The sequence below is a fragment of the Nocardia sichangensis genome (assembly GCF_047200615.1).
Lineage (GTDB): Bacteria > Actinomycetota > Actinomycetes > Mycobacteriales > Mycobacteriaceae > Nocardia > Nocardia sichangensis.
The window spans coordinates 20,153-36,564 of record NZ_JBJZOK010000008.1; the positions used below are offsets into that span (position 1 = coordinate 20,153).

Genomic DNA, 16,412 nt, shown 5'->3' on the forward strand with positions numbered 1-16,412 from the left:
CGACGGCCGCACACGCCCGCCGGAACGTCGGATGGACGCGCGCCTGAACCGCTCCACCGCCGACGACCGACACAGGAACACGTCCACCACCCGCCGCCCATCACCTCCCTGCGACACCATGCCGTACCGCACCACGCATCTACGCCCCATCCTCATTCATCCACAAACCGTCCACACGCCACTCCGCTCAGTCCTACTACCCCCACCTCCACCCTCTTCTTCCCTCTTTTCTCGAGCACACCTCTTGCATCGAGGATAACGATTCGATAACGACCAGGGGGAATGCTGGATTTGACTGAAAATTAGTCAAACTCACCCCTGGCGATATTGGCGTTGCGGGCGCTTGATGGATATATGACCGCGACCATTCATAAAGTCGTGGCGGGCAACGGCTATCAGTATTATTTGCGTAATGTCGCTGCGCACGATGCCAGCTCCCGCGGCCGTGACAGCTTGGCCGACTACTACTCCGCACACGGAGAAGCACCCGGCGTGTGGCATGGCACCGGGCTGGCTGCGCTCGGCATCGCCGACGGTGCGGAAGTCACCGAAGAACAGATGAAATCCCTGTTCGGGCTGGGGCGCCACCCGAACGCCGAACAGGTCGAAGCCGAGGTCTACGACGAGCAGATCCGCCTCGGCGCCAAGCACAAAGATGCGGCACGCGCGGCCGATAAAGCGTCGCGTTTAGGCAACCCCTATCGCATTTACGCCGAGGTTTCCGCGTTCCGAAAACGATGCGCGAAAGCGTTCGAGCAACACAATCTCGCGCACGGAGCGGACCCACACGACGCCATTCCGGATGCAGAACGAGCCGGAATACGCACCCATGTCGCGTCCGAGATGTTCAGCGAAGAGTATGGCCGCGCGCCCTGTGATGCGCGGGAGTTGTCGGGGTGGGTGGCCAAGAACTCGCGGCCGAACACGACCGCGGTCGCGGGTTTCGACATCACTTTCTCACCCGTCAAATCGGTATCGGCGCTCTGGGCGGTCGCGCCGCGGGCGGTCGCGGAAAAGATCGAACTCGCGCATCAGCGTGCGGTGCACGACGGGTTGCGCTGGCTCGAACAGCACGCAATCTTCACCAGGTTGGGCCGCAACGGGGTGCGCCAGGTCGACGTCGAGGGCATCGTCGCCGCGTGCTTTTTTCACAGGGATTCGCGTGCCGGTGACCCTGATCTGCACACACACGTTTTGATCGCCAACCGTTGCCGCACCCCGGACGGCCGCTGGCGGACCCTGGACGGCGCCGCGATCTACCAGGCCGTGGTCACGGTGTCGGAGATCTACAACACCCGTCTCGAGCACCACATGGAAGACCTTGTGGGCGTCGAATTCGCCGAACGGCCGGCGGCGGATCCCGCCAAGCGCCCGGTTCGTGAGACCGTCGGCGTCCCGGCACGACTGATCGAAGCGTGGTCGCGACGGGAAACAGCGATCAAGGCGCGCGTGGGTGAGCTTGCGGCGGGCTTCCAGCAGCGGTTCGGGCGCGAACCTGTCCCTGCGGAAATGTACGAGCTGGCGCAACGCGCCACCCTGGAAACCCGCCCGCCCAAACACCCCCTGCGGTCACTGGCCGAACAACGCGCCGACTGGCGAGCTGAAGCACTGCCCCTGCTCGGCGGTCGACAAGCGGTGGCGCGGATGGTTGCCGCAGCGCTGAACCCGCAGCGGACACCGCGGGTTGCGGTGTCGAACCAGTGGATCGTCTTCACCGCCGAACGGGTGCTGGAAGTGGTCGCCGAGCACCGCTCGACGTGGCGGCCCAACAATGTCCGCGCCGAAGTCGAACGGCAGGTGCGCGGACATATCCGTGCCGAAGAGTGGGAACAGGTGACCGAGGCGGTTGTCGCTGAGGCGCTCTCGCCCGCCCACTCGATCGCACGTGGTGACCCCGACGTCGCTGACGCGCCCGAACTAGGCCACGTACCGGAGCTTTTGCGCCGCCGTCATGGTGCCAGCGTGTACACCTTGGCGAACTCACCTCTGTACAGCTCGAAGCGGGTTCTGTCGGTGGAACAGGCGTTGATCGAGCTGTCGGTGCAGTCCGGTGCCCGCCAACTTTCGGTGGAGATGGTCGGTGATGCGGTGCGCGCCTACAACACCGCCCACCCGGACCGGCCGTTGAATGCCGGGCAGGTCAGCGTGGTCGAAGGGTTCGCCACCTCCGGCCTGCGGGTGCACACCGCCAACGCCCCCGCCGGAACCGGGAAAACCACCGCCATGCGGGTGCTCACCGACGCCTGGCACACCAGCGGCGGACACGTCCTCGGCCTAGCGCCCACCGCAGTCGCGGCCGCGGAACTCGGCACCTCGATCGGCGCCCGGGTGGAGACCGTCGACAAACTGCTCGACGTTCTGTCCCGCCACACCCGACACCCGGACAACCCCGCTTTCGAGCGGGATGTGCCGCCCGCGTTGCCGGAATGGGTGCTGCAGATCGACGCCGGCACGTTGGTGATCGTCGACGAGCACGTCAAACTCGGCAACCACAAACGCCTACGCCTACTTCAATTCCTCACCCAACGCGGCGCGACGGTCCGCTGCATCGGTGACGATCACCAGCTGCCCGCGATCGAAGCCGGCGGCGCCGACGCCGATATGCACGCCGCCGCCCCCGACCAAACCCTGACCCTCACCCACGTGGTGCGGTTCGCCTCCTCCGCGGAAGCGACCGCCAGTTTGCAGCTGCGCGAGGGTGATCCGGCGGCGCTGGGCTGGTATCTGGACAATGGGCGCGTGCACGGCGGCCATCACGGCGCCACCCACGATGACGTCTTCACCGCGTGGACCAACGACCACCTCGCCGGGCGTGCGGCGATCATGCTGGCCGCCAACCACGAGGTCGTCTCCGCGCTCAACGCCCGCGCCCGCGCCGACCGGCTCGCCCGCGCGGGCGGCACTGTGGAGGCGGAATGTGCACTTGCCGACGGGCTCGCCGCGTCGGTGGGTGACACGATCCGCACCCGCCGCAACAACCGGCGCCTGCGCGTCGGTGCCCACGATTGGGTGCGCAACGGCGATACCTGGACCGTCACCGCCGTCCACGACGACGGCAGTCTCAGCGCCACCCGCGTCCACTCCAAGAAAAAAGAACCGGGCGAACGGGTGCGGTTTCCCGCCGATTATGTTGGCGCGCACGTGCGGCTCGGGTATGCGGCGACGATCGATTCGGCGCAGGGAATCACCGCCGATGCGTGCCATGTCGCGCTCACCGGAGGTGAGTCACGCCAACAGTTGTATGTCGCGATGACGCGTGGTGTGCACGCCAACCACGCCTACATCCCCACCGCGTTGGACGGTTCCGAGGGCTCGTTCTGGAGCGAACCGGCGATGTTTCCGCGCACCGCGGTGGAGGGGTTGGTGCGCATACTGGGGCGCGACGGTGCGCAGAAGTCCGCGCATACGCAGCTGCGCGACGCACTCGATCCCCACACCCGGATCGGTCGCGCGCTCGACATCTACCTCGACGCGATCGGTGTCGCCGCCGAAGCAGCTCTCGGCCCGGTCGGGCTTGAGCGCATCGATCAAGCGGCCGAAGCGTTGCGCCCACATCTGACCGACAGCCCCGCCTACCCCGTGCTCCGCCAACACCTGGCCATGCTCGCCCTGTCCGGGCGCGACCCCGTCGCCGCCCTGCACACCGCCGCCGCGGCACGGGAGCTCGATACCGCCGACGACGTCGCCGCCGTCTTGGACTGGCGACTGGATCCCACCGGCACCCATTCCACCGGCACGGGCCCCTTCCCGTGGGCGCACGGCATTCCCCGTGGTCTCCGCGACGACATGGATTCCACCCAACTCACCGCCCGCGCCCGCATCGTCACCGATCTCGCCGCACAGATTCGCGCCGACGTGCAGGCGTGGACCCCGAGCACGGCACCGCACTGGGCACGGCCCCTCATCGGCGCCGACCGCGACCTGCTCGGTGAACTCGCGGTCTGGCGCGCCAGCCTGCACGTCGACGACCGCGACATACGTCCCACCGGCCCGACGCGGTACAGCGCGCTCGAACGTGAGCACCAGCAGCTGCTCGACGCGCGGGTCACCGACGCGATCGGTGATGTCCATCGACCGGTCAACCGCTGGGCCCCGTCCCTCCAACGCCTCGACGCCCGGATCGTGGCGGACCCGTATTGGCCGGTGCTCGCCGACAAGATCGACCTCGCCGACCGCGCCGGACTCGACATCGAAACCCTGCTCACCGACGCCGCCGCACTGCGGCCGCTGCCCGACGAGATGCCCGCCGCCGCGCTGTGGTCACGCCTGGAACTGGAACCCTCCGCCCTCGACACCGCCATCGGACACCGCAACCTGCGACCTGAATGGATCACCGATCTGCACGCCGTCCTCGGCGATGAGACCGCCGAGCATGTCATCACCGACCCAGCGTGGCCGCGTGTCGTCGCCGCGATCGACCGCGCCACCGCCACCGGCTGGACACCACAACAAATCCTCTCCACTGCCCACGAACTACTGCTCAGCGCCCAACCCGACACCGCGTCCGGCCTGCGCCCAGACCAGCTGACCAGTGCCCTGGCCTGGCGCATCGACGCCCTCCTACACCACACTCCCGCCCCAGCCAGCGACACCGCCGGCCACGAGCCCCACCGCACGACCGTGCCCGAATCCACCAATCGCCCCATTTCACAATCCAATTCCGACCTCGAACCCGCCCGGAACGACAGCCCACACCGCAACGCGGAAGCGGCGCAAACTGCCGGGCCCGAGCCCGCCGCCGATAACGCGCTCGGGACCGGGCTTCCCGAACATCTCCGCACGGTGGCGCAGCTGATGCACACCGGCCAGATCACCGCCGCGGTCGAAATGCTCACCGACCTCACCGATATCGCCACCGACGAACAGCGCGCCTTCCTCGCCGAGATCGCGGAAACGCTCTACCGCAATAGCTTCCCCGTGGCCCGCGCACGGCTTCGGTGGGCCGGCGAACGTTACCCCCAGTATCGCGCGCTCATCGAAGCCTGCACGCCAGACAGCGACCCGCACGTCTACCAACCCGGCACCACACGCACCGAACCCGTGTATCGGCGTGAGCGACGCCACGAAGCCGCGCGCGACCACCACGAATACATCGACCCTGCTGTGCGCCACGACCCGCTAACCGATGCACAGATCGTTGCCCGCCGCGCGGAGCAGGTCTATGCCGATACCCGCGCTGATGTCGACGACCAGCCCTACGACCGCCCCATTCCCGACGGCGTCGTGCATCACTACTACCGGGAGGCGCTACCCGACGACCGCCCGAACTACTATGCGCTGGACTACGACCTCGCCGCCATCCCTAACACCCGCGGGCTCGCGTGCGTGGTCTGCGGCCTGGAACGCACCCGCACCGACACCACCCCCGCGCCACCGCGCCGCGCCGACGACGGACTGTGCGGGGAATGCCGCGACAACAACCAACCCGGCATTCCTGACCACGACCCCACCCACCACATCACCGCCCGCTGCGTCCACATCACCGCCACCCACCCCGCACCCGCAGCCCTCGCGATGCTGCGCCGTGACTGGCGCGCGACACGAAACCGAGCGCATCGCGCCGCGATCGAAACCTGGATCCACGACCACCCGCTACCCCAAACCGCCCAGCGATCACGCCCCCAAGACACCACCACTGCCGACCCAGCCGCCGACAATCCGCTGCTCAAGCTAACCGACACCCAACTCGACGAACGCATCGACCAACTCCACCAAAGCCTCGCGCTCGCCGACACCGACACATTCCTCTACGGCCCGGCCCAGCACAGCCCCGACCAAGAACAAGAAAACAACGAACTCATCCGCCGCCACACCGCAGCACAACAAGCCATCCGCAACGCCCGCACCGCCGACCGGCACCTCCACGCCGCCACAAAAAACTTCCACGCCGTCGGCACCGAACTCGCCGACGCACGCGACGCCCTCAAGGCGACGCCCAGCTACCGCCGCAGCCAACGCCGCACCCTTCAAACTCGCATCGACATCCTTGTCGGCGAACAAATCCAGCGCAGCCGCGACCGCACCACCGCACGCGACGCCGCACGTCAAGCCACCCGAGAAGCGATTCTGCTTGCCGGTACCCCCGATAACTGGGACCGCCTACTGCACACTCGACCAGCCGCCGTCACTGACGACCGACGCGGCAGCAAACCTCCCACGGTCGCCGATGAGGAAGGCCGGACACGCAACACAGACATTCAGCAACAGCTCGACCAGCATCTGGCCGAACAACACCGCCGCCGCGAACTTACCCCTGCCGAACTCGCATACGAACAACACCATCGCAAGAACACCCAGCTGGCAGACGACCTCACCCCTGACCAGCACGCTGATCCCGTCAATTACCAGCTCGATGGTGACCTCACAATCTGAAGACCCGACCGCTGTCATTCCTCGCCGACACCTATCCGAAGACCTTGCCGCGGTACCGCCGCGCGGGGCATGGCGGGCACGCAACGCCGCGCTGCACTCTCGGCCGCGCCTCGCCGGGTCCGGGAGGGCCTGTAATCTTTTCCTTCGGCTCTGTCCGAGAGGCCCCTGTTGTGTGTCCCGGCTCAGCAGTTGTTCCTGGCTGCTTCTGTGTCTGCTGAGTTGCGTATACCGATGTACCGGGCTGAGGGTACGGGTTGGGCTGGCCGACCGGCTGCCCGCCATACGGAACAAATCTCGCGGCCGGCGGCGAGTTAGACACTCCAGCCAGTGCCCCCGCCGCGAGTGCGGCGTTGGCGACGCACAGCAGCCCTCCCACCAGAGCCACGCGATCAGGTCAGCGGCGAGGTCGAGGACTAGCGGGTGGTCATTTGGGGGGCAGCTCGCGCCCGCCGCAGGATCTCGTTCTCCTGTTCAAGCAGTTTGTTGCGTTGGCGCAGCTCGTCGGAGTCAGCCGGCCCACCCAGATCGTGTCGACAGCCGGGCTGTCGGGGAACTCTGCCCATCGTCGACGAGCGATCAACGAATTTCCAGGGCCGCCGCTGGTGACACGAATGTTGGCTCTAGGCCGACACGTCTAAGCGAGGCAATGAGGTCGCGACTCATGGCCCGGGGCAGTCCCGCCAATGCCGGATTGTCATGACAGGCGAGCGCCTTGAGGGCGAGCAGCGGATTGAACACGGAGTCGTAGATGATGGCTGCCGCAGCGAGCATCACCGGCAGCTCGATCCGACCAATGGTCATCATGGCATGGATATCGAGATAGTCGTTCAGCTCGGCGCGCTCGGTGATGGCATCAACCTTCATTCCCGCCAGGTCGAGTAATGAGGCAACGGACAACTGCGGGCCTTCCACTCGCTCGGGTGGTGCCACCAGCCCCAGCGGCAATCCACCGATAAACGACAGCTCGACCGGGCCGCCGCAATCCACGCTGCATATCAATGCATTGGGCTCGCTGTGACGCACGGTGCACCCGGTCAGATACGGCACACGCGCAATCAACGTGGCGGGCTCGAAGGTAGATCCGGTGAAGAAATCGAAATCCACTGCGGCACGATGGCCCAGCCGCAACGCAACCGCCGTGCCGCCATACAAAGTGAACTGAGACGGTGTCGCTTCCAACTCCGGCCACAGCGTGCGCTGGGCGGGGGGAAGGATATCGAGGTGGGGAATCATTGCCACGCGTCAGTTTATCGCATGGAGGGCTTCCCTCGCCAGCATACAACGCCTGGGGAAGGCAGGGCTCTATCTGATTGACTTACGGGGCAGTTCCCGGACTGAGGGTAATTCGGTGACAGGCCGCCGCCGCCGACGAGTAGGCGCGGATGGTCCGATTTTGAAGGATTGCTGGCCTTCTGCTGAGTAGGCGGAGTATCCTCTGTGAAGATGCCATCGCGCTGAAGCAAACTTCCATCGAAGGAGGCGCGCAATGTCACCGACCGATGACGCGGAGTCGCCGGCAGGGAACGCGTTGCAGCAGGACGATCTGGTGGATCGCTTGCGGCCCAGTCCAGCAGATCCCGCGCCCAAGGTTCTCGAGTTACGCGGCTATCTTGGGCGAGATTCCGATGCGGGCTATTGGCGTCTCTATCTTTGTACCGACCTTGCGGATTATTTGCGAATTGCCGAAGCCGATATTGTCGACTTCCAGCGTCCGGATGGTCCCGGTGCCAATCTCAAGCCCAGCCATGTAATTTTGCGGGCTGCGGCCGAAGTCGAGTACGTGACAGCTGACTTGCTGGAAAATCAGGTGAGCTTTCTCTCCGGCGAATATACCGCGGCACTGCCCGAATCCACCCAGGCCGCATTGGCGCAGGCGGCTGCGTCCAGTCGTCGGAAAAAGAGAATGCGGCGGGGTTCGGCGTTTCTCTTTCGTTATCCGGGCACACCGGGGTTTCCCTGTCAGCCGCAGATCACGATCGAATCCTCGTCTTGCTTCTGTTCGGTTTTCTGTGCGGTGTTGTGAAGAGGACGGACGCCCGCCTCAACTCAGGGCTTCGGCCGCTGTCGCCCAATGACGCGCTCGCTTGGGTTCGCGCGAATGGGCTTGTGTCGCACATTGATTCAGCTCGCCCCGAGGTGGTGATCACGAGATACAGCAGCCTGAACGAGAGCTACCTGATCCAACTCCCTTCGGGTGATGGATATTTTCTCAAGAGCCCGTCCAGCTTGTCGCGTTCGGCGTCGATTCGACATGAGGCGGAGATATACCGGTTGCTCGCGAGCACGAGCGAGACCGACCGGTTCGTCCCTGACCTCGTCCGCTTCGATGAGCAGCGGACGGTACTTGCCCTCAAAGCGATCCCCGATGCGGTCTCAATGGACCCAATTGCGATATCGACGCGTCGATTGATTTCGCGCTCCGCTAGACATCTGGCGCGGACGCTGACGTTCCTGCATGGCCTGTCGGTGTGTCAAACCCTGCCTGACGCTCCTTTGCCGCCTGCCTACGGCATTGTCCTGCCGACACGGGAGATGCACGCGTACATGAGTCCCGCAAATCTCGCGCTGGCGCGTCTGGTCCAGCGTGATCGGGTATTGAACGATCTGATTTCGAGAACGCGCGACTCCTGGGACCCCTCCACGTGGATCCACGGCGATCTGAAGTGGCCCAACTGCCTGCTGGCGATGTCGGCGGAGCGCGGAGCTGGAAGTGGCGTCACGTTGGTTGACTTCGAACATTCCGGACGCGGAGACCAGCACTGGGATCTTGGCTGCATCATCGCCGCATTCCTCGGTTCCTGGGTGACGTCGATCTCATCGGTGACGTTGCCTCGAACGCATACCGGCATCCCGTGCGTTCCTCTCTCGCTGCCCGATGTTCAGACCGCCATGCGATCCTTTTGGCACGCGTATGTAAAGGACATGTCCCTGGCGGCCGAGCTGAGGTCATCGGTGCTCGAATATGCGCTCAATCATGCAATCTGTCGAATGGTCTGGTCGATTTTCGAAGCCTGTACGGGCCGTGACGCTCTGCCAGAGCAGGCGATGGTCACCCTCCAACTGGCGCACAACTTGGCGGCCAGGCCTTATGAGGGTGTCAGGGACGTGCTCGGCCTGGCTTCCACTGAAACCGAAGGGCGGGCGACATGACGAGCGGTCAATACCGGATGCAGCTCGAGTCCGTTATCGATGCGATCAGAATCCTTGATGGCGAGTCGTTCTCCTGGTTCGGTCAGCGGGTTAAATCGTCGACAACCGGATCACATGCCGATGCAACCCAACCTTTCCCATCGGCCGTAGCTTCGCATCTCTACAGCCATTTCTACGTCTTCGGCACGGCTGTGCCGCTCAATTTCCGGGATAGGCCAATGGGCCAGGAACCGGATTTTGCGTGGATGGAATCCACCTTCACTGTGTTTGCTGGCGACCGAGCCGCGCGAGAAAAGTGGACTTTTGTGGGTGACCATGAACACTGCGTGATCGCGGAATCGGATGGAACGCGGTTCCTGCTGCCGCGAGCGCTTCTGGAACGGGCGCCGGTAGCAGCTCGCCGTGGTGATGAGGTCCACGTCCGTCTACCGTCGTTCCTTCCTGCGCCCGTAACCGGATTCTGCGTGTATCTCGGCGACCTGACGCCGCCGGCGCCGACTGTTCAACCGCAGACGCGCCTCTATTGGAATGCTTACGCTGACGGTGCATCCGCGGTGGCCGGGATGTTGACGAGTGAACTGAACAGGAAATCTATTCCGTTCACGTTGAAATTTCCCAATACCCCAGATGCGTATACACGGGCTGACTCGATGGTTCTCTATGTGCCACTGGATCGGACGGCTCAGGTTCTGAGGTTGGTTGCCGAACATTACAACGACATCGCTTGGGCACTGAAGGACGCCGTTCCTGCATTCACCATGCGGATTGCCGATGGAATCGGCTTCGCGGAGGATCCGGGAACGGGAGAAAGCTTCGGGCAGCATCGGTGCCGATTGCTCGCCGAGGCTCTCTGCGACGACGCCGTCAGGCAGACGCGGGGCCCGGTCCGCCGCCTGGCGGCGTTGGTGTCGGCTTTGGAACTCGTAGGAGTTTCCTCTGATGCTCCCTACCTCCGCTTCAGCACGTCCGCCGAGGTGGAGCGAGCGTGCGCGCTGAAAAGTTTGCCCGGGTTCGATGACTCTGACCCAGGTGCGATCATTCGGAACATCGACCCTCTAAACGGTACGGTGGCGATGGCGGCGCAGATCGGCAGCATCATGGCCGCCGAAGCGCTCTGGCGTGGCCGCGGGTGCACATGGATCGGTCCGCGTCCTGAGAGCTATCGGCCCGGATCGGATGGCATCATCCGCGCCTGCTGGTCCCCGATCGGCGCTGATATCTATTCAGGGACAGCGGGCGTGGCTATATTCCTGGCGCAACTAGCACAGATGTCGGGCGAAAGCAGATTCGACGACTTGGCGCAAGGCGCATTGATCCATGCCGCCGAAGAGATCGACCGCGGCATGCGCCCTATGGAGGCGAGCTTCTATCACGGTTGGACCGGCGTCGCCTTCAGCCTCCTCTACGTCGGACGTCTCCTCGGACGCGAAGAGCTGGTTTCGCGGGGTGAACGTATGGCTCGCGATCGACTCAACCAGGATCTTGTCTGTGATGGAAACGACTGGCTTTCTGGCCTCGCCGGTCATATCGCGGGCTTGCTCGCGGTGGCGAGAGAGGGCCTGGCACAAACTCCGGTGGATATCGCGCACCGACTCGGCCATGAGCTCGTGGCTCGTGCGAGAAAATCGGACGGTGCCTATGTGTGGAAAAACGATCACGACAAATCCGGTGTGCCGTTGACCGGGCTCGCTCACGGATCAGCGGGCATTGCCCTTGCGTTGGCGGAGCTCTCATCCCTCACGAAGGACGACCAGCTTCGAGAAGCCACATATGCGGCACTGCGGTACGAGCAGCGCTGGTATTCAAAGACGCACAACAATTGGAAGGACCTACGTCGGGTGTCGGCAGATATTGTTCGGGGTCAGACCGGCGGCCGGTACTCGGTGGCGTGGTGCCACGGAGCGCCTGGAATCGCATTGACACGGATTTTGATCTCGAAGCTGCTGTGCGATGAAGGACTGCTCGCAGAAGCAGAGCTCGCCGGCGACGCGACGCTCCGATCGCTGGCGAACTTTCACGGAGACAGCATGGATCGTATGGTCCTGTGCCACGGCTTGAGCGGGAACCTAATGATCGCACGGGAGCTGCAGCGGCAGGGACTAGCCTTATCCGCCAACGACGCGGGCGAGCTCGCAACCAGCTCCCGGCACCTCCGCTCGGTTGTTCGCCTCGCAAGCAGCGAAGGCGTGGTAGCACGCTGGATGAGGCAGACACCCTCTCTGCTGACAGGCGCGGCCGGATTAGGACACTTCCTGCTCGGCGACGCGCCGGACAGATTGTCGGACGGATTCAGCAACATGCTGCTGACCATCCACGGGGGAGTCGGAGCACCCGACCTCGTCAACCAAATCGAAGGGATCGGGTGATTCGCTTGTCGCCCGTAATGACGGCGGAGGGAGTCATGGCTGCGAAGGAGGATTCGCGGCCGTCGGTGGAGGTGCACATCGAGTTGGCCCGGAGAAGCGGGCATGTTCGTGGCGGCAAGGGTTGCGATACGGGGGCGATTCGACCCGTCGTCGGTGAAGTGCTGCTCGAATTCCCACTCCTGCGCTGTCGTTCGCGGTACCAGGAAACCGGCCTGTCCCATCCGCGGCGCGCACCCGCACCGTCCCGTCCTTGCCGTTGCCGTTGGCGACGGGTCGGGCCGTCGATGCTGGTACACGCCATCGCATTCGCCCAGCTGGGGATGGTCGCGTTATCGGGTACCGGTCACCCGTTCTGCCGAGGAATCGATCGCAGAGGAAATCGCCGAGTGCATTGGGCTTCCAATGAAGGAATCAGACGACTCTCTGGGATTGTAAGCGCCCGAACATCCTGCGTCGACTCCGAACGCCCGGCTATTGATACGTTGTCCACACAGCTGCCCGGTCACCGCGCCTGAAAGATTGGAACCGGTGATTCCACTGTTCGAACAGGGCGGGGTTGGACCTTAGAGTGGGTAGCACGCTGGTCACTAGCTGAAGCTCCCTGATCCTTCTCAAGACTGAAAATCCGGGCCACTCCAGTACATCGACACCGTACTCACTCGCCAACTGCTCGTGGTAGTCGGTGCTGTAGTCGAAACGCAGTCTCCCAACTGCGATTGGAGTCAGATCCCACTCTCGTGGCCCTGTGGCGACCGAATCGAGGTCGCATAGCACTGCACCGTCTGGCCCGCCGATGAGGTTACCAACGAAGGCATCACCGTGTATCGACCCGGGCGGAAGCATGTAGTCAACATCAGCTAGCTCCTGTTCCAACTCATCGCATACGGCTACGAGAAACTCATGGTCGTTGTCTGCGAGAACGTCCTCGTCCTGGATACGTCTTCTGACCGAGCTCAGCGTATTCCACTGGGGCAGTTCGAAGTCGGGTGCGGCGAGGTTGTGAAAGCGACGCAGGATTCTGCCGAGGTCGCGTCCATCCGGTTGCGTTTGTTGGACACAGCCGTCGATGCGCCGCCAGAAGGTCACCGCAGTCTCGTCAAGCTGTAGAGGCTGCGGATACTCCTCAGCGAGTTCAACAGTAGGCATATCGTTGCTCGTCAGCCACCGAGCCGTCGCTACGATCTTCGGAACAAGGTTTCGCACTGCGATAGACCCGGCGATTCGTACAACGATTGGGTCCGATTTCAAGGCGTACACAGCATTGTTGGTGAACTTGATCAGCCTTGCACCTGCAGGGTCAAGCCCGGTGGCCGCGCATGAGGCCCGAAGGACTGTGTCGGCCCAGCTGGCACCGGTATCCGCAAGCGAACCGCGACCGATCACTGACTTCGTCATTTGACCGCCTCCAGCGAATCGATGGAGCGGGCCAGATCTTTGAGACCAGCATCCATCGGGTATTTTCTCGCAGCCTTCTTCAACGGCGACAGCCTGTCCACCGTGCGAACAGATCTTACGGTCGAGGCGGTTGCGACAGCGCTTCGACCGATTCTCAGACCACCTTCCCGATCGCCGGTGTACAGATGAGCATAGGCCAACGCAGTAAGCTCAAAGGCTTTGCTTCGGTTCATGTCAGGACTGCGGCGAGCAAGTGCTGCCTGTAAAAATTCAATTCCATCTGATAGGTCGCGACTCGTAACCTTCACTGTACTGACGAGCGCGACTCCAATGGAAGCGTTGAGGTCAGCGTCGCCGAAGAACCTCACCCACACAGGAGCGTCTTCGCGCTCGGCGCGGCTGAACTCGTCCTGGGCCCGGCCTACCGAACGGCGCATCTGTTCATGGTCACCGAGTTGACCGTAGGTCCATGCTTCATTAACACACAGCATGGCAACGGTCAGCGCGCACCCCGAGTCTTGCGCAGCGATCTGGCCAAGCTGGAAGAACCTCAGCGCTTCGTTTGGCATCCCGCGGTGGAGGTGCAGCCGGCCCGTCCGATAGAGGATGTTCGCAGATAACGAGCAATCGTTGGCGCTGCGTGCCAATTCGAGTGCGCGACCGAAATGCTTGCGAGCGGGACTGTACAGTCCGACATCGAACGAGGTCCAGCCGGCCAAGTTGTGCAGGTCAGCCAAGGCGCACTTCAGCTGTTCCTTGACGTGATCCCCTCCGTCGGCATTCAGCAGCTGCTGTGACCAACGGACCTGGGCGGCGATGGCGTCGCGACATGCGCCGCCCCCATGCCGATAGTCGATCGCGCGCATCGCTGCTGTGAGAGCCCGAATGCGATCGACATCTGAGCGTCCGATTCGAGCAGGCGCGGGTGCGATCTCACGCTCGAGAGGTTGCCACCAGTGCGCGATGTCATTCGCAGCTACACCCATCGTCACGTCAGCCGCATGCGAGAGCAACGATCGAACTTCGTCGCGTTCAGAGCCGATTATCGAACAGGTCGCGGCCGCCAGGTCCAGGTTAATTTCGGTGGAGTCGTCGTAAGCTAATCCCATATATCCGCGAGGGATCTTCAGTCCATCAGCAATCTTGGCAAGGACATCGTAGGCGCTAATCCGCCGGTTCCGATGCAGGACTTGATACACCTCGGATGAGGATAGGCCAGCCTGCCTGCCGATTTCGCGCTGAGAGATGCCCACACGCTGTAGCAGCTCGAAGACTCTTTTCAGGTCGCGGTGCGCGAGCGCCGCTCGCATGACAGGACTCTCCCACACAGCGGGAGCGATCGCTACCGCAGACGCCTCATGCACATTCATCGCGACTCCATCTGTCGCTCACACAGCGGCTATTGGTTATCAGCTTCAGGCTATCGAGGTCCGATCGCTGGTGGGAGACCCGTTCGCGAATCGCCTACGCCGCGTATGCAGCCAGGGTGACTACGCAACTACAGGTGTAAATGGAGTTACCTCAGCTGGGAGCTACCTCGATGCTGGTTGGCACACCACACGTACCCAGTGAACGGCACACGGAAGGTGGCGCGAGTCGCCACGAGAACTCGCACGCCGCGGGCTTCTGTTTGCCGGACTCGATGGCGACCAGAGGAGTCATTTGATGTGGTTCGGATACGCACGAGCAGAACTTTTGACCACGACGCAGGCTCGTGATGCCGTCGTGCGGGCGATGCACGAGTACGCCGTCTCGTTCGCGTTCGGCCCTGGCGAGGTGGTCATCGAGCCGATGGCGCCGGAGCGGATGTTGCGGGCGATTATCGAGGAGGCTGATCGTCAGGATCCCGCTCTCGCGGTGATGCGGCGGTTGGAGTACGTAGCCGCAGCGTGGGACCTGGATTTGGAGCGGCTGTTCGACTCCGGTTCGCCGCGCACGCAGTCGCTGTGGCGGGTGATGGATGAGATCGAGGGCCAAGGCGGTGGCCATCTCATCGTGCCGTCGCGTGCGCACTTGGCCGGTCTCGGACCTTCCGGTAAGGCGGTGGTCCAACGGCTCACACGCATGCCGCAGGCGCACATCTACTACCTGCAGAGCACCACCGACCGCGACCGCAAGAGTAGGGCGGAGCCCGAGTTGGTGAGCTCAGGGGCACCTCAGGTGGGCGTGCGCGTCTTGGCGGAGTCGAAGGTGGGTGCGATTCCGACGGTGACCCGGTTCGACATCATCGCGGAGTTGACTCGCCTGGAGTGGTCGGAGTTGATCGAGCCGGTAGACAAGTTGTATATGGCGTTGGCTGATGACGCCAATGCCGCAGCGATGGCTGCCGGTGAACTCGGTATCAGTCCGTTCGGCCACCAAGGCGTGATCCGCCTGCTGCAACGTGACGACGGTCAATTGGTAGTCGAGTTGCAGGAGTCCCGCCACCGTGACGGCGCGCCGACCGCAGCACTGACTGCCTTGTGCGCGCATATCGACCGGTACACCGAGCGTGGTCACACGGTCACCCGGTGCACGCTGTCCTCACAACTGGCGTCACCACTGATACCGGCCGCCGAACGCGTTGGCAGGCTGTCGTGAACCGCGCGCCGTCGGAGCGAACGGCCCACAAACAGTCCACGGTCGACTGCAATGTCGGTGCGGAAGCGTTGTTGACGCCCGAGCAGCTGCTGGCCGCGATCTCCGGTCACCTCGACCCCGGTAACGGGTCGCCGCTGATCGGGTTCGCCCGTGACCTCGCCGATCTGCACGCCACGCTGCTGTCGTCGCGCCTCAATCGCCGGCATCAGTCCGCCGGTTCCAGCCCGGTCGACGTGCACGAGCAGGTCATCGCGGTCGTGGGCGAGATCAATTCGTGGGCGGTGTTTCACCTGCCACGCCCAAACGGTGCACGCAGGCACACCCATTCCTTCGGCGAGGTGATCAGTCATGTCGCCGAGACATACGCCTCGGCTTGGTGGACCGTGCGCCACAGCGACAACGAGCAGCTGCGCCACGATGCGTGGTTCCACCTCGCTGAAGTCCGGGAAGGCTACGCCGATCTGCTGGCCGATATCCATGCCCGCCGTGTGGAGCTGCCCTTGGGATGGCGCGGCCTCCGTCCCCAACCATGACCATGAGAACAGGAGC

9 protein-coding genes and 1 pseudogene are annotated in these 16,412 nt (G+C 63.7%); 6 read left to right on the forward strand and 4 right to left on the reverse strand.

The window, feature by feature from the left end:
* Nucleotides 1–354: 354 nt before the first annotated feature.
* On the forward strand, nucleotides 355–6,372 hold the full coding sequence (gene mobF / locus ACL03I_RS13300) for a MobF family relaxase (RefSeq protein WP_412806066.1): 6,018 nt from the start codon (nucleotides 355–357) through the stop codon (nucleotides 6,370–6,372).
* A gap of 393 nt (nucleotides 6,373–6,765) precedes the next feature.
* Here mobF and ACL03I_RS13305 read toward each other — a convergent pair.
* Together ACL03I_RS13305 and ACL03I_RS13310 are read right to left on the reverse strand one after the other, a co-directional pair.
* A pseudogene (locus ACL03I_RS13305) lies at nucleotides 6,766–6,884 on the reverse strand (IS3 family transposase); the annotation flags it as partial.
* Nucleotides 6,885–6,948: 64 nt separating this feature from the next.
* Nucleotides 6,949–7,611, reverse strand: a complete 663-nt coding sequence (locus tag ACL03I_RS13310) for a hypothetical protein (protein WP_412806067.1) — start codon at nucleotides 7,609–7,611, stop codon at nucleotides 6,949–6,951.
* A gap of 247 nt (nucleotides 7,612–7,858) precedes the next feature.
* Between ACL03I_RS13310 and ACL03I_RS13315 the strand changes: the two genes are divergently transcribed.
* The 3 genes from ACL03I_RS13315 to ACL03I_RS13325 are packed head-to-tail and all read left to right on the forward strand — an operon-like array spanning nucleotide 7,859 to nucleotide 11,888.
* The gene (locus tag ACL03I_RS13315; protein ID WP_412806068.1) at nucleotides 7,859–8,395 is read left to right on the forward strand and encodes a hypothetical protein; all 537 of its coding nucleotides are present in this window, start codon (nucleotides 7,859–7,861) and stop codon (nucleotides 8,393–8,395) included.
* Nucleotides 8,362–9,522 (forward strand): phosphotransferase family protein, encoded by a 1,161-nt coding sequence (locus ACL03I_RS13320; protein ID WP_412806069.1) that lies wholly within the window; start codon nucleotides 8,362–8,364, stop codon nucleotides 9,520–9,522. The genes ACL03I_RS13315 and ACL03I_RS13320 overlap by 34 nt, the downstream gene beginning before the upstream one ends.
* The gene (locus ACL03I_RS13325) at nucleotides 9,519–11,888 is read left to right on the forward strand and encodes a lanthionine synthetase LanC family protein (RefSeq protein ID WP_412806070.1); all 2,370 of its coding nucleotides are present in this window, start codon (nucleotides 9,519–9,521) and stop codon (nucleotides 11,886–11,888) included. Before ACL03I_RS13320 ends, ACL03I_RS13325 begins: the two co-directional genes overlap by 4 nt.
* Before the next feature lie 471 nt (nucleotides 11,889–12,359).
* Here the strand turns inward: ACL03I_RS13325 and ACL03I_RS13330 are convergent, their stop codons facing one another.
* Both ACL03I_RS13330 and ACL03I_RS13335 read right to left on the reverse strand, forming a co-directional pair.
* Nucleotides 12,360–13,283 (reverse strand): phosphotransferase, encoded by a 924-nt coding sequence (locus tag ACL03I_RS13330; RefSeq protein ID WP_412806071.1) that lies wholly within the window; start codon nucleotides 13,281–13,283, stop codon nucleotides 12,360–12,362.
* Complete coding sequence (locus tag ACL03I_RS13335; protein ID WP_412806072.1) at nucleotides 13,280–14,653, reverse strand: helix-turn-helix domain-containing protein; 1,374 nt, start codon at nucleotides 14,651–14,653, stop codon at nucleotides 13,280–13,282. Before ACL03I_RS13335 ends, ACL03I_RS13330 begins: the two co-directional genes overlap by 4 nt.
* Before the next feature lie 295 nt (nucleotides 14,654–14,948).
* On the opposite strand from ACL03I_RS13335, the gene ACL03I_RS13340 reads away from it, so the two are divergent.
* Both ACL03I_RS13340 and ACL03I_RS13345 read left to right on the forward strand, forming a co-directional pair.
* Nucleotides 14,949–15,863, forward strand: coding sequence for a hypothetical protein (locus ACL03I_RS13340; protein WP_412806073.1), 915 nt, complete (start codon nucleotides 14,949–14,951; stop codon nucleotides 15,861–15,863).
* A 71-nt stretch (nucleotides 15,864–15,934) separates the two neighbouring features.
* A complete protein-coding gene (locus ACL03I_RS13345) occupies nucleotides 15,935–16,396 on the forward strand; it encodes a hypothetical protein (protein ID WP_412806074.1) in 462 nt (153 codons plus the stop codon).
* Nucleotides 16,397–16,412 lie beyond the last annotated feature (16 nt).